Origin of the sequence: Flavobacterium flavipigmentatum (assembly GCF_020911905.1) — a bacterium.
Classification (GTDB): Bacteria; Bacteroidota; Bacteroidia; order Flavobacteriales; family Flavobacteriaceae; genus Flavobacterium; species Flavobacterium flavipigmentatum.
On record NZ_CP087133.1, the window covers coordinates 3,002,150 to 3,021,701 of the forward strand.

The 19,552-nt window shown below is 34.4% G+C and carries 13 protein-coding genes and 2 pseudogenes; 14 read left to right on the forward strand and 1 reads right to left on the reverse strand.

The features are described 5' to 3' along the window. Positions 1 to 56: 56 nt before the first annotated feature. On the reverse strand, positions 57 to 620 hold the full coding sequence (locus LNP22_RS13050) for a Crp/Fnr family transcriptional regulator (RefSeq protein ID WP_229973841.1): 564 nt from the start codon (positions 618 to 620) through the stop codon (positions 57 to 59). 324 nt (positions 621 to 944) lie between these two features. Between LNP22_RS13050 and LNP22_RS13055 the strand changes: the two are divergent. From LNP22_RS13055 to LNP22_RS13120, 14 genes and pseudogenes are all read left to right on the forward strand, one after another. After that, positions 945 to 1,564: pseudogene (locus LNP22_RS13055) on the forward strand (IS6 family transposase). A gap of 135 nt (positions 1,565 to 1,699) precedes the next feature. Continuing rightward, the gene (locus LNP22_RS13060; RefSeq protein WP_229973842.1) at positions 1,700 to 2,623 is read left to right on the forward strand and encodes an AraC family transcriptional regulator; all 924 of its coding nucleotides are present in this window, start codon (positions 1,700 to 1,702) and stop codon (positions 2,621 to 2,623) included. Between the two features lie 207 nt (positions 2,624 to 2,830). After that, entirely contained in the window at positions 2,831 to 3,583 is a 753-nt protein-coding gene (locus LNP22_RS13065) for an SDR family oxidoreductase (protein ID WP_229973843.1), read from the forward strand. A gap of 14 nt (positions 3,584 to 3,597) precedes the next feature. Continuing rightward, positions 3,598 to 3,993: a hypothetical protein gene (locus tag LNP22_RS13070; protein WP_229973844.1), complete on the forward strand. Its 396-nt coding sequence runs from the start codon at positions 3,598 to 3,600 to the stop codon at positions 3,991 to 3,993. 125 nt (positions 3,994 to 4,118) lie between these two features. Further along, positions 4,119 to 4,859: an SDR family oxidoreductase gene (locus LNP22_RS13075; protein WP_229973845.1), complete on the forward strand. Its 741-nt coding sequence runs from the start codon at positions 4,119 to 4,121 to the stop codon at positions 4,857 to 4,859. Between the two features lie 18 nt (positions 4,860 to 4,877). After that, positions 4,878 to 5,348: a DUF1097 domain-containing protein gene (locus LNP22_RS13080; RefSeq protein ID WP_229973846.1), complete on the forward strand. Its 471-nt coding sequence runs from the start codon at positions 4,878 to 4,880 to the stop codon at positions 5,346 to 5,348. A gap of 195 nt (positions 5,349 to 5,543) precedes the next feature. Next, a pseudogene (locus tag LNP22_RS13085) lies at positions 5,544 to 6,163 on the forward strand (IS6 family transposase). A gap of 491 nt (positions 6,164 to 6,654) precedes the next feature. Then, on the forward strand, positions 6,655 to 8,313 hold the full coding sequence (locus LNP22_RS13090; protein ID WP_229973847.1) for a T9SS type A sorting domain-containing protein: 1,659 nt from the start codon (positions 6,655 to 6,657) through the stop codon (positions 8,311 to 8,313). A 5-nt stretch (positions 8,314 to 8,318) separates the two neighbouring features. Beyond that, positions 8,319 to 13,460: a DUF5977 domain-containing protein gene (locus LNP22_RS13095; protein ID WP_229973848.1), complete on the forward strand. Its 5,142-nt coding sequence runs from the start codon at positions 8,319 to 8,321 to the stop codon at positions 13,458 to 13,460. A gap of 55 nt (positions 13,461 to 13,515) precedes the next feature. Further along, positions 13,516 to 17,094 (forward strand): DUF6443 domain-containing protein, encoded by a 3,579-nt coding sequence (locus LNP22_RS13100; protein WP_229973849.1) that lies wholly within the window; start codon positions 13,516 to 13,518, stop codon positions 17,092 to 17,094. Positions 17,095 to 17,508: 414 nt separating this feature from the next. Further along, complete coding sequence (locus tag LNP22_RS13105; protein WP_229973850.1) at positions 17,509 to 18,186, forward strand: IS1 family transposase; 678 nt, start codon at positions 17,509 to 17,511, stop codon at positions 18,184 to 18,186. Between the two features lie 118 nt (positions 18,187 to 18,304). Then, the gene (locus tag LNP22_RS13110) at positions 18,305 to 18,514 is read left to right on the forward strand and encodes a hypothetical protein (RefSeq protein WP_229973851.1); all 210 of its coding nucleotides are present in this window, start codon (positions 18,305 to 18,307) and stop codon (positions 18,512 to 18,514) included. Continuing rightward, positions 18,469 to 19,158 (forward strand): hypothetical protein, encoded by a 690-nt coding sequence (locus tag LNP22_RS13115; RefSeq protein ID WP_229973852.1) that lies wholly within the window; start codon positions 18,469 to 18,471, stop codon positions 19,156 to 19,158. The genes LNP22_RS13110 and LNP22_RS13115 overlap by 46 nt, the downstream gene beginning before the upstream one ends. Then, the gene (locus LNP22_RS13120; protein ID WP_229973853.1) at positions 19,151 to 19,537 is read left to right on the forward strand and encodes a hypothetical protein; all 387 of its coding nucleotides are present in this window, start codon (positions 19,151 to 19,153) and stop codon (positions 19,535 to 19,537) included. Before LNP22_RS13115 ends, LNP22_RS13120 begins: the two co-directional genes overlap by 8 nt. Positions 19,538 to 19,552 lie beyond the last annotated feature (15 nt).

The window sequence follows — 19,552 nt, forward strand, 5'->3', positions numbered from 1 at the left end:
GGAATTAAAAAAGATGTGATGTACATCACAAAATAAAAAAGCTGAATGAAATGATATTAGGAAGAAAATCTACTTAATGTTTCTCTTGAAACACCTAAATATAAAGCTAGTTGATTTTTTGGTACTCTTTGAATCAGAGTAGGATATTTAGATAGTAATTGATGGTATCTTTCTTGTGCATTATTTGTTAATAAAGATATTATACGTTGTTGAGATGCAATGAATCCTGAATTTGATAACTTAATTAAAAATTGTTGCATTTTAGGAATTTTTGCACAAATAAATTCATAATTTTCAATCGGTAAACACAACACTTCAGTATCTTCAATACATTGTAAAGACATTGTTGATCTCGTGCGAGTGAAATAGGCATTAAAGTCCGATTCCCACCAATCTTCCATCGCAAAAGAAATAATATGTACTTTGCCCAAATCATCAGTATAATTAAGTTTCACAAGACCAGAAACGATATAGTATGCCTCATTTACCATTTCACTTTCCTTGATAAGAAACTGATTTTTTTTATATTTTTTTTCTGAAAAAAGCGAACTAATCATGTCTATCTCATCAATAGTTAAGGTTACTATTTTTTCGATATGTTTTTTTAAGTTTTCTTGCATTTTTTTAAATTGAAAGATTTCACAAATTTAAATTAAACAAGTAGCAATAGATATTTTTTACTTAAAAAATATGTTTAGAATAGATGCTAATTTAATTCCCACATTAATGCGCTATTGGGTTGAGTAAATATTTATTTTGATTTGAAATTTTATTTTTTTTCATTAAACAAAACACCTTCTTAAGGGAGTCGGTTTTTAAATTTAATGTTTAAATTCTTTTAAAGAAGACATAATTACTACTAATCAAAGCCACAATACAATATTTTATATCGGTTCTGTCGCATCTAAAGCTAAGTTTTATCGCCTTTTTAAATTCTTAAACTCATGAATGCTAAAGGTCATTGCTATCCGAAGTCTATTATACTTGAGGCAGTATATTTTAAGCTTAGGTTTAGATTAAGCTATCGAGATGTTGAAGAGATCATGAAAATGCGAGGAGTGCATGTTGATCATGCTACCATTCAGCGCTGGGTTTATTAGTTTACACCTCTAATAGAGTCAGAGATGAAGAAGAGAAAAGGTAGAGTGGGGGCGAGCTGGAGAATGGATCAAACCAATATCAAAGTAAAAGGTATTTGGTGTTATTTATATCGAGCAGTAGATGAACTAGGCAATACAGTAGACTAATTAAAGCAATTGCTAATAATTACCGGTCAAGAGTAATAAATATTGATAAAAGCGGTTCTAATGCCGCAGCGATCAAAGTATATAATAAACGTTCATTCACAAAGATTAAAATCTGGTAATGTAAATATGGCAACAATATTGTAGAACAGGATCATCGTTTTATAAAGTGGCGTATACAAAACGGATTAGGCTTTAAAAGTTTTGAATCGGCCAAAAGAACATTGAGTGGAATTGAAGTTATACATATGCTTAGGAAGAACCAGATTGTTAGACCAGAGATAACTATTTTTATATCCTTCTGTAAATTAGCAGGCTAACTTTTAAATTACTTAAATTCTTATATTTGATTATGACAGATGAGACAGAACCAATTTGTGATATTAATAGCTTTACTTGACAACTAAATATGTCAATTTAGTAGATTTGTAGTTGCTCAACCAAAGAAATCCGCAATGGCAGAAAAAAATATCATAACAAAAACATTATATGACTTATACATCGAACTAGGCGTATCAGTTGAGATGTTGGATCCTAAAGCAGGTATTGCTATAGTTAATTTAAATGATGTGGGTTTTGAATTGCCCTATAAATCACCGGCATTCAGACCCAACTATTTTTCATTTCTATTTGTAAAAAAAGGTTTGGGACAATATACTATAGATGATAATAACTTTACGGTAGAACCTGGATCCATTTATTTTACCAATCCAAGCAATTACAGAACTTTTGAATGGAATGCAATAGAAGAGATTTATTTGATTTGTTTTGATGAAAGCTTTCTAAAGGAAAATGTGCATCAGGATGTATTTAATGAATTTTCATTTTTATTGACAGAAACCGTTCAGCCAAAAATCCTAAATATTGAGTTTTACAGTCAGATCGAACAGATTTATCTACAGATTCAAAAAGAATATTTAGGAAATTCCAGATACAAATATAGAATAATAGGCAGTTTGTTTGTTGTTCTTCTTATAAAGATAAAGGAATATTTTTGGGAAGATTATAATCCAATATATGAAGGTAACCGATCCTCGCAGATTGTAAAAGATTTTAAACGTGCACTGGAACAGCATTATCGTGATTTAGGTAGCGGTAAAACTCAGATTGTTTTTAGAGTACAGGATTATGCAAATGCTCAAAATCTGCATCCTAATTATTTAAGTACCGTTATAAAAACCAAAACAGGCAAACCAATCGCAACCTGGATTGCCGATAAAACTATATCAGAAGCGAAATCATTATTACAAAATTCAACAGCTTCAATTAAAGAAATTGCTTATTTGCTGGGATTTTCAGAAGCTGCGCATTTTAGTAATTATTTTAAGAAACATACCAATATTTCTCCTGTACTTTATCGAAAGGAGACCGCCAACTAAAATAAAAAAAGCCTGCAAATTCAAATTTTGCAGGCTTTTTTTATTATTTCCTTATCCTTTTTTTTGCAAAATAATGCATGTAAATTCTAAATATTTAAAATTTGTATGTTATGCTTTATTCCTTGCAATATTCAACGCTTAGTACCCCCCTATATTTGCCATATCAAATTTGAACAACAATTAATAATCGTTTAAAAAATTGAAATCATGAAAAAATTAAACAATAAAGTAGCGTTAATTACAGGTTCTGTTAGAGGATTAGGAAAAGCCATTGCCGAGAGATATGCCGCTATGGGAGCAGACATCGTAATCAATTATTCTAAAGATCAAGTTTCGGCAGATGAAGTTTTAAAAAACATTAAAGCAATGGGAGTAAAAGCAATTGCAGTTCAGGCCGATGTAAGTAAATTGGTCGATTTAGAAAGATTATTTGCCGAGGCAAAAGCAGCTTTTGGAAAAATTGATATTGTAGTGGCCAATGCTGGAATTGAAATGGTAGAGGTTCCTGTAACTGAATTTACAGAAGAACAATTTGACAAAGTATTTTCTATTAATACCAAAGGAACTTATTTCACGCTTCAGCAAGCAGCTAAATATATTGAAAATAACGGAAGAATTATTTACATAGCTTCAAGTACAACTTCTTTCCCAGTTCCCGGAATGGCAGTTTATGGAGGAAGTAAAATAACACCAAGATATTTGGTTGATATTTTATCTAAGGAAATAGGACACAGAGGGGTAACGGTAAATTCTATAATCCCTTTTGCTGTAGATCATTCGGGGATATTTGCAGAAGCAGATAGTTATCCAGAATTGAGAAAACAACTCTTAGACAGCTGCCCAATGCGACGACTGGCAGAAGTGGAAGATGTAGCCAATGTTGCTGAATTTTTCGCAAGTGATCTGTCTTCTTTTGTAAACGGGCAGCATTTGTTGGTAAACGGTGGAGCAATAAACTAAAATTTAGGATTATTTTGAAAATATTATTAATAGGACTGTTCCTTATGTGTGTGGCGTGTGGACAGCCCACAAATAATTTGAAGAAAGTGGATTTTGAAAGAATAAAAAATCAAACCGTAAAAAAAGCAATTGAAGCTTTGCAAAATGCCGATGAAGTTGCGTGGTTTTCATTATTTACTAATGACGCCCAACTTTATGATGATGGAAATAAAAAGGAATTTAAGAGTTTTTTTAAAAGAGCCATAGGACACGAAAAATTCACTTCTATTGACAAAATAGAGAATAATTCACTCTTAATTTATGGAAAATTTCACAGTGATTTATGGGGGAATTTTCAAACGTATTTTAAGTTTAAAATTAATGATGAAGGGAAAATAGAACGATTAGATATTGGACAAGCAGATTATTAAGCAGGCATATCCTTTAAGCTGTATAAGTAATTCTTTAGTATTTACATTTTAAAAAATAATAATAACAACAATCTTGGATAGCAAATTAGAACAACAAAATAATAATAATTTAAAAAATCATAATCATGAAAAATTTACACAACAAAGTAATTTTAGTAACAGGAGCTTCTAGAGGAATTGGCGCAGCAGTAGCCAAAAACTTAGCTGAAAGAGGCGCAAAAATTATCGTTAACTATTCTGGTAGCTTGCAGGCCGCAGAAGAAACTGTAAATGCAATTAAAAGCATTGGAGGTGATGCAATTGCTGTTCAGGCAGACGTAAGTAAATCAGAGGAAGTAAAAGCCATGTTTGAGTATGCAATTGCTCATTATGGTAAAATTGATGTATTGGTCAATAATGCAGGTATTATGATCACCAAATTGATAAAAGACACTACAGATGAGGATTTTACCAGACAATTTGATATTAACGTAAGAGGCACATTTAATACACTTAGAGAAGCTGCAACACAATTGGCAGACAACGGCAGTATTATCAATTTCTCTACTTCTGTAAACAGAATCATGTTGCCTACTTATAGCACTTATGTGGCTACAAAGGCAGCTGTAGAACAATTAACTAGAGTGATGGCAAAAGAAGTAGGAGCACGAGGAATTAATGTTAATTCAATTTCTCCTGGCCCGACCAATACAGCACTTTTCACAACAGGAAAACCACAAGAGGTTATAGACAGATTGGCATCGTTATCTGCATTTAATAGATTGCGAGAGCCAGAAGATATTGCGCAGACAGTTGCATTCCTTGCTAGTGATGAAGCAAAGTGGATTACTGCTCAAAACATTGGAGTAAACGGTGGAATGGCTTAAAATAAAAAAATAATAATTATGAAAACTTTTTTAACTGCCATTATTTTTGGACTTTTTGGAGCAGTTGCTGTTTCAATATCATTTGCAGCTCAATGGCCAACTTGGGTAATGTTTATTGCTTGGGTCAGTTTTTACATTTTTGGTAAAAATATTAAAACCTCTTTTTTTGCTTTTATTCAGATCATTTTAGGAATAACGATGGGAGTAATGATAGAGTTAACGGGATTTTTTTTAGGTAGCTATTTAGGTGTATTTGGTTTGCCGTTATCTATATTTCTATTTATCGGTTCACTAGCCTATCTTTCTACTATAAAAAGTCTAAGTAATATTCCTGCTTGGTTTCTGGGGCTTATTGTGTTTTTTGGGATTCATCCAAAACTCGAGCCTTTACCGATATTGGGATTAACAGTTCCATTAATTTTTGGTTTCGTCTTTGCCTTTTTAAACAATGCAGCTGTCGATAAAATTCATTATGATTCGGTATACTAAGAAATTAGTTTAATACTTTTCTATTTTAAATTCAAGCCGAATTAATTTTGAGGGCGCTTTATTTTGACCATTCATCTCTGGTTAAAATCTTAATTAATGTCATCTAAGAGAAGGATTTAAATTCCAATATTTAGAAATGCTTTGTCGTATTTATAAATCATAACTTTTATCTTTAGATTTTTGAATCTTTAAATAATGAACACTAGAGGTCATTCTTATCCAAAATACATAATTCTTCATGCAGTATATTTCAAGCTAAGATTTACACTAAGTTACCGGGATGTTGAAGAACTAATGAAGATTAGAGGAGTCATTGTGGATCATGCCACGATTCAGCGTTGGGTTTATTAGTTTACACCTCTAATAGAGTCAGAGATGAAGAAGAGAAAAGGTAGAGTGGGGGCGAGCTGGAGAATGGATCAAACCAATATCAAAGTAAAAGGTATTTGGTGTTATTTATATCGAGCAGTAGATGAACTAGGCAATACAGTAGACTAATTAAAGCAATTGCTAATAATTACCGGTCAAGAGTAATAAATATTGATAAAAGCGGTTCTAATGCCGCAGCGATCAAAGTATATAATAAACGTTCATTCACAAAGATTAAAATCTGGTAATGTAAATATGGCAACAATATTGTAGAACAGGATCATCGTTTTATAAAGTGGCGTATACAAAACGGATTAGGCTTTAAAAGTTTTGAATCGGCCAAAAGAACATTGAGTGGAATTGAAGTTATACATATGCTTAGGAAGAACCAGATTGTTAGACCAGAGATAACTATTTTTATATCCTTCTGTAAATTAGCAGGCTAACTTTTAAACTACTTAAATTTTTATATTTGATTCTGACAGATGCGATAGAACCGACTTTTGTATGATATGAAGAGGATTTGAAAAAGATGGATATCTTACACCGATAAAACAAAATGAGGTAAATACTTTAAATGTTGTGATTGATAGTCCTTAAACGAAAAAGAAAATAAAATCATTTTATTTATAACTTCCAAAAAAATAAAGGTCTGGATTCTAATATTATCTTAAAATTTAAAGATGAATGCTTTTCCATATTATATAAATAAAATATTAGGTATAAATACCTGTTTTTTTTAACAATGCAGTATTTGAAGATTTGTTTTTTTTGTAATTCACTATAATTCAATTATTTGCACGAATTTATTTGTAATTTAATTCATTGTCCTATTACAAGAGAAAGTAAAATAAATAATCGCGTAAAATTATTTCAAATAAATAATTTAGATTTGCTTGCGAAATTTAATCATGCTAAATCTTACAAAAAACCGCTAATGAAACAACTTTACTTATTACTTCTCTTCCTTTTATCGTTTTTTAGTTATTCTCAAGATGTTCTTTGGGAAAAATCGTATGGAGGACAACATGCCGATTATCTTTTTGATGCGCAACCTACTGCCGACTACGGTTTTATTTTAGCTGGAAGTTCCTTGTCTAATAAAACGGGAAACAAAACAGACGACAATCATGGAGATCTTGATTATTGGATCTGGAAAATGAATGAGAAAGGAGATCTTGATTGGCAAAAAAGCATTGGCGGAAGCGGTTTTGACTTGCTTCAAAGCATTAAAATTACCAGAGACGGCGGATTTATTCTGGCGGGTACTTCTGGATCTTCCAAAGGTTTTCAGAAAAAAGAAGACTGTAAAGGGATTACCGATTTTTGGATGATAAAGTTAGATGCCTCTGGTCAGGAGCAATGGCAAAGAACTATTGGCGGCAGTGGTCAGGACGAACTCTTGTGCGCATTTCAAACCAAAGACGGAGGTTATATTTTAGGAGGTTCTTCCAGTTCTAATCCTCCAGTCTCTGAAAAATTCGATGCAAAATCTTCCCTGACTACAAAATCAGATTTATACAATAAGTCAGAAAAAAGTAGAGGCAACATGGATTATTGGGTAGTAAAACTGGACAAAGGAGGAGTGATTCAGTGGCAAAGAACCTATGGAGGTCAGTATGCAGACCTACTCCGTAGTATGGAACAGACCGCTGATAACGGCTATATTTTAGCAGGCTACTCCAGTTCTCCAGTCTCGGGCGATAAAACAGTTGCCAACAAAGGTGTCGGTGATTTTTGGATTCTAAAAATCAATGATGTAGGAGAAATTCAGTGGCAAAATGCCTACGGCGCAGATGGCGATGATCAGCCGTATGCTATTAGACAGACTTTTGATGGCGGTTACATTGTGGGTGGAAATACCAACAGCAAAAATCCGCTAACTTCTCTTGGTGGCATTGTAAGTAACGGCACTGATTATTGGATTTTAAAATTAGACCCAGAAGGCGGCGTGATTTGGAGCAAAACCTATGATTTTGGAAAGGTTGATATCCTGACTTCACTGGTAGAAAATAGTGATCATACCTATTTGATTGGAGGTTACGCTCGAGGCGAAATGACTTCAAACGACAAAAGCGTGATGGGTAAAGCGCAAGGTTTGATTGCAAAGGAAAAAGACGGTATTAACGATTATATTGCTCTAAAGATGGATGACAAAGGTGAAGAACTTTGGAATAAAACAGTAGGCAGTGGAGGCGAAGATATCCTTAGAAAGTTAATCGAAACCCGCGATGGTGGTTATTTGATGGCAGGAACATCTAACTCAAGTTCCTCAAAAGACAAAAATTCGAATATGGGCGGTAACGATTTTTGGGTGGTCAAATTAAAAGACAAAGAAAAAATTGAGAAAAAGAAATCCAATATAGAGGCCATACCCAATCCTGCAGCCACATTTACCAATATCATTATCGGTTTTGATTATGAGAGTGGCTCAGCCACATTGGTTGATATTTCAGGTAGAATCCTGCAACACTTGGACATTAAAAATCGCACGATTCCTCTCGATCTGAGTCGTTATTCAGAAGGGATTTATATTATTAATGTAAAGACGGATGCGGGGAGTGGAAGTGTCAAAGTGATTAAAACTATTAAATAAATAAGATGAAAAAGAGATTTCTTATACTATTCTTGCTAAAAATTACCTTATTAATGTCTCAAACGGGAAAGGATAATTATTTTCCACCGACACCAGAGGCAAATTCTTTAATGAGATATGTTGATGTACCTGTTAACTATTCTACTGGAGTTACTAATTATTCCATTCCTATTCATACTATCAAATTAAAGAATTTAAATATCCCTATAACTTTAACTTACCAATCTTCAGGGTTAAAACCTTCAGAAATCGCGAGTAATGTGGGGTTAGGTTGGGAATTGAATGCAGGAGGGAAAATCACGCAAAATGTGGTTGGGCAGAATGATATTGAAAATACTGGTCCCACAAATCCTTATTGGAATTTACCGCATGATAAAAATTTTAAACTTCCACTACCACTTCCTGATTATTTTCAGGGTCTTGATAGGCCAAATGTTAGGGATAGTTTACTGCAGCCCCATACAGATTATTTTATTTTTAATCAAATAGATCAATTTAATATAGATACAAAACCAGATATATTTTACTATTCAACTTCAAATAAATCTGGAAAGTTTTTCTTCGCTAGTAACCGTGAAACGAAACAGATTCCTTTTGGGAAAGATAAAATTGTTTACGGCTCAGGTAATGGTTATTTTGAAATTACAGATACAGAAGGAGTTAGATACATCTATGGTGTGCAAACAGAAACTGCTAATTTAACTACAAATACTTGTTTGGCTTTTCCTGCCTTAAGTGGTTCAGTTCGAAACAACTCCTATACTTATTACCTGACTCAAATTATCACGTCTAATAATGAGACGGTAGATTTTATTTATGAAACCGTCAAATATAATTTGATGAATGATAAAGATTATACAAGATATTATCATTCGATTTATGGAGGAGGAGAAAAAATTACATCTTATTACTCAGAAATTACGACCAAGGTTTTAACTAAAATTAAAGTTAATCAGGATTATGAAATTGATTTCTTATATAAAAATTTCAGGAAAGATATAAAAGGTCTGGCGACAACTCAGTTGACTGCCCCAAAAACTTTAGATAATATAAAAGTTACCTATAAAAACGAAGTAGAGACTTATAAGTTTGACTATGGTTATTTTGGTATTTCAGATAGTTCATATGACCCGGGTCTTTTTGAAGGTTTATTGGTAAATGAAAATACAGGGTATAAATTAAAATTAAAAAGTTTCCAAAAGACAGGAGAAAATCCCTATGTCTTTTCTTATTATAATGAAGCTGCGGTGGAAAGATATACGCCTTGTTTAGATCACTGGGGATATTATAGTGATAACTGCAACAGATATACAATGAACATTCTTTTTGGTGATTTCAATTTAAATCAGAAATTACCTAATCTGGAGAAAAGTAAAACCAATGTACTACAAAATGTTACGCTTCCAACCAAAGGAGAAGTGGAGTTTTCATATGAACTTAATGCTTGTTCTAATGTTGATATGTCTACACCAATTTATGATTGGGCACATTATTCGGTTCATTCGAATGTGGATGATCAACTAAGCTATCAGGAACAAGTGGTTGATTCAATTTTTACTGTACCTGAAAACTATGCCACTGTTCCGGCTGTAACTTTTAATATTCATAGTCAGGGACCAGCCACAACAGAAAATAACGTAGTTGTTGAACTTTATGAAGTTAAAGATAATGGACAGTTGCGCAAACTTGAATTTGTACTTACAGGTGTTGGAAACCAGACTAAACCTTATCACGGATATCCTTTAGAAGGAGGTAAAAAATACAAATTAGTGCTTAGATGTAAAGATAATGAAGAGAATCAGGAGAAATTTGTCACGATATCATTTTTGACTTCAACTAATGTCCCAAATCCAATTACTTCGGTTGGAGGCCTTAGAATAGGTGATATAAAAACAAAAGAATCAGGTAGTGTTAAGAGTATCCGATCTTTTGAATATGATATTGATGGCCAGTCTTCTGGATTATTGTATGAAAAACCATTTTACTTTGATCAATATGGCTATTTTGCTAATATTTATAACCCTGAGCAAAACAACTATTTGTCGGGTGAAGTTAGTTATGCCGTTCAACATTCCAGAATTCCTACTGATTTATTTGGTTTTAATGGCTATCATATATTTTACAAAAAAGTTACCGAAAAAGTTACGGATGTATATAACCCATCCAACAAAATAAAAACAGAAAAGTATTTTACTTTTTATGATGATATACGATATGGTGAGCAGACTTATTTTTCAAAAATATCCTATAATTGGAAAAGAGGATTACCATCTCAAATCAATGAATTTAATAATGGGGATGTTATAAGAAAAACTACGTTTTCTTATAATTTTTTAGACACACCGCCGGGATCCATTATGTCTAGTAACGAACCGGGTTTTCCTTTAAATAACCCAACATTTCCTAATGAGTTTTATAAGAGAAGTATAGATTTACATGTTTATGCTCGTAATGAATCCAGATATCATATTTATTCATATTCGGAATTCAGACTAATATCAGCCTGGTATTATATGGATAAAAAAACGGTTGAAGAAAATCTAGACGGGAAAATCTTAAAAAGAGAGGAAGAATACATATATGATAATCCAGCACATGCGCAACTAACGTCACAGACTACAAAAAGTTCTAAAGGAGAAATAATTGAAACCAAATATTTTTATCCCGATGATCTACTGGGCGAACCGCTAATGTCGGAACTAAAAGCGGTAAATAGAATTGGCACACCCATAATTACAGAACAATACAAGGGGGGTAACTTATTTTCTAAGAATAAAACAGTTTTTGCTAAAGATGCCTCAACAGGTAATTTACTGCTTCCAAAAGAAGTGTACTCTGCTAAGTTTCCTAATGATTTACCCAGTATTCTAAATGTTGGAAATCTCGAAAAGAAAATCGTCTACAATCAATACGATGATAAAGGAAATGTTTTGCAATATACTCCAGAGAGCGGAATTCCAGTAAGCATTATTTGGGGGTATAATAAAACACAGCCTATAGCTAAGATAGAAAATGCGACGTATACAGCAGTAGAGCAATACGTATCGAATTTACAAAATTTGTCTGATTTAGACAATGACAACTGCATGTCTAGCAGTTGTAAAGAACAAACTTTACGTGTGGCTTTAAATGCATTAAGAGCTAATTTTCAGCAGTCTATGGTGACAACCTACACTTATAATCCCCTTGTTGGTGTTACCAGTATTACGGATCCTAAAGGAATATCATCTTATTATGAGTACGACGCTTTTAATCGCCTTAAATTTATAAAAGATAAAGATTTAAATATCCTTCAAAAATACTGTTACAATTATAAGGGGCAACAAGTAGATTGTAGTGATAACAGTTCTACTTCTACTTATATTTATAAAAGCATGGCCAGAAGTGGTTTCTTTGCTAAAAACAATTGTGGAGCTGGAGGTACTGGTTCAAGTATAACTTTTGCCCAGGCTGAAGGTGCAGTGACTTCGACTATTTCGCAATCAGATGCAGATTCAAAAGGTCTTGATAAATTTAATAGCGATGGTCAGGCCAATGCCAATGCTCAGGGCGGTTGTAGCTTTAGCAGTGTTGCTTTGAGTGGTTCTTTTACAAAAAATAGTTGTGGTTCAGTAGGAGTTGGTTCAAGCGTTGCGTATAGCCAATCGGCAGGAGTTGTCACTTCAACTATTTCTCAGGCTAATGCGGACTCCCAAGCCTTAAACAAATTTAATATTGATGGTCAGGCCAACGCTAATGCTAGTGGATATTGTACTTTTAGCAGTGGAGCATTAAGTGGAACGTTTACCAAAAATAATTGCGCGTTAGGCGGATCGGGTTCTAGTGTAGGTTTTAACCTTGTGGCAGGTAGTTTTACCTCTACGATCTCGCAGGCCGATGCCGATGCTCAGGCTCTGAGTTATTTTAATGCCCAAGGTCAGGCCAATGCCAACGCTAATGGATATTGTACTTTTAGTAGTGGAGCATTAAGTGGAGCGTTTACCAAAAACAATTGCGCCTCAGGCGGATCTGGTTCGAGTGTAGTCTTTAACCTTGCTGCAGGTAGTTTTACCTCTATGATCTCACAGGCTGATGCCGATGCTCAGGCGCTTGCTTATTTTAACACGCAAGGTCAGGTTAATGCCAATGCGAATGGTTACTGTACTTTTTACAGCGTTGCCAGAAGTGGAGCGTTTACCAAAAACAATTGCGCCTCAGGCGGATCTGGTTCTAGTGTAGGCTTTAGCCTTGCTCCAGGTAGTTTTACCTCTACGATCTCACAGGCCGATGCCGATGCTCAGGCTCTGAGTTATTTTAATGCACAAGGTCAGGCCAATGCCAATACTAATGGATATTGCACTTTTTACAGTGTTGCCAGAAGCGGAGCGTTTACCAAAAACAATTGCCCTTCAGGGGGGGCTGGTTCCAATGTAGGATTTAATCTTGCGGCAGGTAGTTTTACCTCTACGATCTCACAGGCCGATGCGGATGCTCAGGCTATTAATTATTTTAATGCACAAGGTCAGGCCAACGCCAATGCCAATGGTTATTGCACTTTTTACAGTGTTGCCAGAAGTGGAGCGTTTACCAAAAACAATTGCGCCTCTGGCGGATCTGGTTCGAGTGTAGGCTTTAATCTTGCTGCAGGTAGTTTTACCTCTACGATCTCACAGGCCGATGCCGATGCTCAGGCTCTCACATATTTTAATGCAGAAGGTCAGGCCAATGCCAATGCTTATGGTTATTGTGTTTTTTATAGCAGTGCCATAGGGGGTAGTTTCACTAAAAACAATTGTGCTTCAGGAGGAACAGGCTCTAATGTTGGTTTTAGTTTGGCCTCTGGTGCGGTTACCTCAACGGTTTCCCAAGCTGATGCAGATGCAAGAGCACAGACTATGTTTAACACTAATGGTCAGGCATATGCCAACGCTAATGGTTATTGTACTTTTTACAGTGTACAAATTATGCAACAAATTTATAAAAATGATTATTGCCCTCCGGGAACGACTTATCCTTACGTGTATTATTATGTACCTTATGCTAAATATCAGTCTAATATATCGCAAAATGATGCAGATGGAAAAGCGTGGAATGAAGTAAATGTAAACGGACAAGCTTATGCTAACGCAAATGGGCGATGTCTAAATCCTGGTGAACTCGAAGAGTAAATTTTTAAACCAGTAGTATGTTATTTGAAACATTTTTAAAAAGACATTTAATTTTATGAAAAAATATATACCAATTATAATAATGTTTTTGTTTACAGGATTTGGACTGAAAGCCCAAACCTTCAGCGATGATAATTTTATTTACACTGCTGCGCCCAAAAAAGCGGTGCAAGCGGCTAATTTTAATACGTTGACCAAAGAAGAAATCAATCAAAATGTGACGTATTTTGATGGTCTGGGTCGTCCGATACAAACTATTGCTATCGGGCAGGGAAATAATGGTTTGGATGTTATTACCCCTGTAGCGTATGATGGTTTTGGCAGGCAGGTCAAGGAGTATTTGCCGTACACTGCTTCTAATGGCGGTACTTATTATCCAAAAATAGATCCAACATCTGCTATAGATGCCACAAGAGTATTTTACAACAACAAGTATCAGAACACCGATAATCCTTTTTCTGAAAAGAAATTAGAAGCTTCACCCTTAAACAGGGTCTTAAAACAAGTAGCACCTGGTAGCTCTTGGGCTATGAATTCTGGTCATGAAATCAAACTAGACTATCAGACCAATACAGCTACTGATGTTGTAAAATTATACAGAGCCACAGCGAACTGGCAAGCGGGTTCTGGTTTGTACGAAATTAGCCTTGCAGAAGACGGTACTTATACTGCTGGCGAATTGTACAAAACCGTAACCTACGATGAGAATACCACTGCAACTCCAATAGAGACTGCGGGTGCTACCATAGAATTTAAAAACAAAGAAGGACAGGTACTACTCAAAAGAACCTATGCTGCGGGTGACAAACACGACACTTATTATGTGTATGATCTTTACGGAAATCTAACATACGTACTGCCACCCAAAGTATCAGGCGCTATTAACTCTGACGTCTTAGACGGACTCTGTTACCAATACAAATACGATTATCGCAACCGCTTGGTCGAGAAAAAATTACCGGGCAAACAATGGGAGTTTATTGTCTATGACAAACTAGACCGACCTGTAGCCACAGGACCTGCTTTTTCACCTTTTAAAGACGAAACAGCACAGGGTTGGCTCATTACCAAATACGATGCTTTTGGCAGGCCTGTCTATACAGGCTGGAGCGGTCAAATGTGTACCTCAGCGGCACGAAAGTCATTGCAGGACGCTCAAAATGGAGCCACGTTATTGTTCGAAAGCAAAGAAACTTCAGGTACTATCGATGGGATTTCGGTCAATTACAGCAACAATATAGAGCCTAAGGCCTTCAAACTCTTAACTGTTAATTATTACGATAATTATGCCTATCCCAATGCTCCGGCAGTGCCTACGAGTATCGAAGGAGAAACTGTTTTGGCCAATACTAAAACACTTGCCACAGGTAGTTGGATCCGTACGGTAACCACCGTTGCAGCGATATTAGGTGAAACCAGTACTACTTTTTATGATGCCAAAGCCAGACCCATAGGCAGCTATACTCAAAACCATTTAGGAGGGTACACCTCTTCCAATAGTAAAATCGATTTTTCGGGAAAAACACTTTACACCCTTACCAGACACAAGCGCAGTTCTGGGGACACCGAGATCAGTATACGAGAAGAGTTTACCTATACGGCGCAAGATCGCTTGCTCACACACACGCACCAGATTAATGGGGGTACGGTAATGCTTTTGGCGGCTAATGAATATGACGAATTAGGACAGCTGAAAAGCAAAAGTGTGGGAAACAGCACAGGAAATCCGATGCAGAAAGTTAATTTTAGTTACAATATTAGAGGCTGGCTGACGGAGATTAATAAAATGGATAATTTACAGCAAGATACCGATCCGTTAGATTTGTTTGCTTTTAAGCTAAATTATAGTGATAACCCAATGAATCCTGCTGTTAGGGCACTTTACAACGGAAACATTGCAGAAACGTTTTGGAAAACGGCTTCGGATAATGCCGAACGTGGTTATGGCTACCAGTATGATAATCTAAATCGATTGACTAATGCGATGTATGCTAAAAACGGATTGGTAACCAATGCCTACAATGAAAGTCTCTCGTACGACAAAAACGGAAATATTGTATCGTTGGGTAGAAACGGGGACACCGATCCTCAGATGCTACCCTTTGTGATTGATGACCTAACGTATGGCTATTTAAATGAAAATTCTAATTTGCTGGTAAAAGTTGAGGAGAGCGTTGCAGGAAATGATAATTCTGGTTTTAAAGATCTCAATAAAAGTGGTGATGATTACAGCTATGATGCCAATGGCAACATGATTACTGATAAAAACAAAAACATCACCCAGATACAGTACAACCAACTCAATTTGCCTAAGAAAATTAGTTTTGGCACAACGGGTACTATTGAGTATATTTACAATGCGGCAGGACAAAAGTTAAGGAAAATTGTAATTGAGGGAGCAGTAGAAACTACCACCGATTATTTGGGAGGTTTTCAGTACAAAGATAATGTGTTGCAGTTTTTTCCAACGGCTGAGGGTTATGTAAAAAACGATGCAGGAGTGCTCTCGTATGTGTTTCAGTACAAAGACCATTTGGGTAATGTACGTTTGAGTTATGCTAAAAACCCAACCACAAATGTTCTTGAAATTATCGAAGAAAACAATTATTATCCTTTTGGGTTGAAGCATAATGGGTATAATCCGCCAAATACTTCATTAGGAAATAATGATGCACAAAAGTATAAGTTCAATGGTAAAGAGCTTCAAGACGAGCTGGGGCTTGGGATGTATGACTATGGTGCAAGGAATTACGACCCTGCACTTGGTCGTTGGATGAATGTGGATCCTAAAACAGAAATGCTAGAAAAATCTTCGCCCTATGTTTATGCTCTTAATTGTCCAATAGTTTATTTAGATCGGGATGGGGAACTTCCTATTCTGATAAACGGTAGGGTTAGTGCTGATAGTGAAAGAGCGAGTCAAAGTTATTGGACATCAGAAATTGTCGCAACAATTCAAGGTTCGGGGATTGCAAATCCAGGAGGGCAAATCCATTATGTTGATGGAGACAGATATTATAATTCAACTGGTAATTATAACCCAGTAATTGATTATGATCCATCAAATTTTACTAGAGGAATTCAAAAAGGTGGTTATACTGATGGAAATGATCCACTTGAACGAAGAGCGGCAGGTAGAATGGCTATGACTAAGTCAGAATTTAAAGTAATTTTGTCTAAGCTACAACGAAATTCAAAAGGTAAAATTATTGAAAAAATTCAAATTTATACTCATAGTAGAGGAGCGGCATTTGGCCAAGGTTACACAGAAAGATTAATGGAATTAATTAAAGAAAATGGTGATGAATTTGCTGATGTTGAAAATGAAATAGAGTTTTCTTACAATATGGCTCCACATCAATCTTGGAGTGTATCAGCTGTTAAAGGTGTTCCTACATATAGCAGCGATCATACGGATGATAGCATATCAGGAAATAGAATGAGTGGTACAAAAGGAGCATTTACCTCAAATGAAGGAAAAGGTATAATAGGAGCTCATACTATAAAATCTTTTAATAAAGATTTGAAAGCTTTTGCTTCAGCATTTTTAAAAGGTGGTTCAAGTAAAGACTTGGTCAATGATTTTGTAAAAACTATGAAAGAAAAGTATAATATAACCGTAACCGTAAAATAATTTAAGTATGAGAATGTTTGTAATAACTGTTCTAAATATCATAATTTTTGAAATATTATGCTTTTTGTATAATTTAAATATTTTTTTAATAAACGGTTCAGGCGCATCTGCCGATAAAAATATTGATATATGGGCTGTTGGATTTTTATTTGTTGGTCTAATTCATGTGTTAATTATTTTACGAATAATTAATGATAAAAAATTTAGAATTGCTCTCAGCATTTTAATGTCAATTTTATATGTTTATTTTTATTTTACCAAATGGTAGGTAGTGGGTAATGTATCAGATGTGTTGATGGTTAATTATTATATCTAACATTTACAGAAAATCAGATATTTATATTAATATCGCATAAAAATTAAAACAGCCTTTGGGCTGTTTTTTTATTTTATAATGCCTTAAATCGAAAAAAAATGGAGTCAAACCAGACTAGGCGTTACAGATGTGTTGGTGATATTCGAAAGATGATAAAGTATGGAAAGACAAAGTCTGGTAATCAAAGATATATTTGCAGAGTATGTGGGAAAACCAGAGTTGAAAATTATGCATATCTGGCTTATAAAGGAGATATAAACCAGAATATTATTCAATTAACTAAAGAAGGTTTAGGAATAAGAAGCACGGCAAGAATATTGAAAATATCAACAACAACATTATTAAAAAGAATCGTTTTTATCGCTCGAAATATCACCAAACCAATTATCAGCAAAGGCAAAACTTATGAAGTCGATGAGCTGTGTACTTATATCAGACACAAGAAAAATTACATCTGGCTGGTTTATGCATTGGAAAAGAATTCTAAAACAGTTGTGAGTTTTAATGTTGGAAAACGAACCAATAAAACGCTGAACCGTGTTCTGGAAACTTTAAAACTATCTGAGGCTAAAAAGATATTTACAGATAGACTTAAAAACTACAGGTATCTGATTGATGAGAAAATGCATTCTATCAGACGTTTCGGAACAAATCATATTGAAAGGAAGAATCTGACACTCAGAACTCATCTGAATAGACTTAAACGCAGGACAATCTGTTTCAGTAAAAGTTTAGTCATTTTTACAGCTGTTTTAAAGATTTATTTTTGGATTTGAGTAATAAAATAGTAAGTTTATCCTTTAAAATTATGTTCTTAAAAATTTTATATTTAACAAGTAAAAACTTGTAAAAATAGTTGTAAGCCCCTACAAGTTCAAGTATAACGGAAAAGAATTGCAGGACGAGCTGGGACTTAACTTTTACGACTATGGCGCACGTAATTATGACCCAGCAATTGGTCGATGGATGAATGTTGACCCACTTGCAGAAAAAATGCGTAGAACAGCCCTTATAATTATGCATTTAATAATCCAATTTATTTTATACACCCAGATGGAATGGCTCCTAATGACCATATATTTGATGCTCGTGGTAATTTTGTAAAAGATACTAAAGTTGGAAATAGTGTAAAAATCCAAATTGGTGGTAAATTGTATAGTCCTTCACAACTTGATACTTCACGAGGTTCCAGAACTGCAATGAGTAAAATTGGTGCATTTTATGCTGGAAAAGTTGGTACTGATGCAGGCACTAAAATTACTACAGGTATTGGAAAAGAAACATCAACAGATAACCAAGCATATACTACTGGAGCAGCTATTTCTTTGAATGCAAAAGGTGGTTTTAGTAAAGATTATGATAATATTTCAAATTTTAAGAGTATTATGAAGCATGAAAATGGACATAAAGAGGATAATGAAAATCCTAATTTTAAAAGTGATTTATCAACTCATGCAGATGTTTACGTTGACCAGATGAAAGATGAATCATTCAGTTCTGCGACAGATGATTTTAAAACTGGGAACGTTGGTTCTTTTGGAAATTACTTATTAAACATGGATGCTAGTCCTGATTTTACTACGGGAGAAATATTGTCTAAAATGGATTCATTTAATAAAACAAATACTGGTGGATTTCAAATACAACGTCCTGGTTTAAATGGTGCTCTTCAAAAGGGCTCTCTAAGTTTAGAGGCTGTATATAAAGGTAAAACTCATCCAATATCTTATAAAAAAATCAATGAATAGAAAACTTATTTTGATAGCATTTCTAATATTGCTATCTTGTGGAAAAGAGAGGGAGTTAGAAAATACTTTTGTTACTAAAAAAAGCGAATATTGGCAGTATAATGATTATTGTGCTAAGAGTAGAGTTTATTTTAGATTTAATAAAAATGGAAGTTATGACAAATATTTGAAATCATATACTGGTTTTGATTTGTTCAATAATGACGGTGATTTGTTAAGTGGTTCAAGAACTTGGTCACTAAAAAATGACTCTATTTTTGTTTGGGATAATGAAGAGTACAAAATTGAAAAATATAGTACTCAACAAATCAGGTTATCTTATTATCATTATAAGAAAAAAAATAAAAAATGCTCAATAACTTTAAATAAGATAAATTAAAGTAAAGCCATTCCA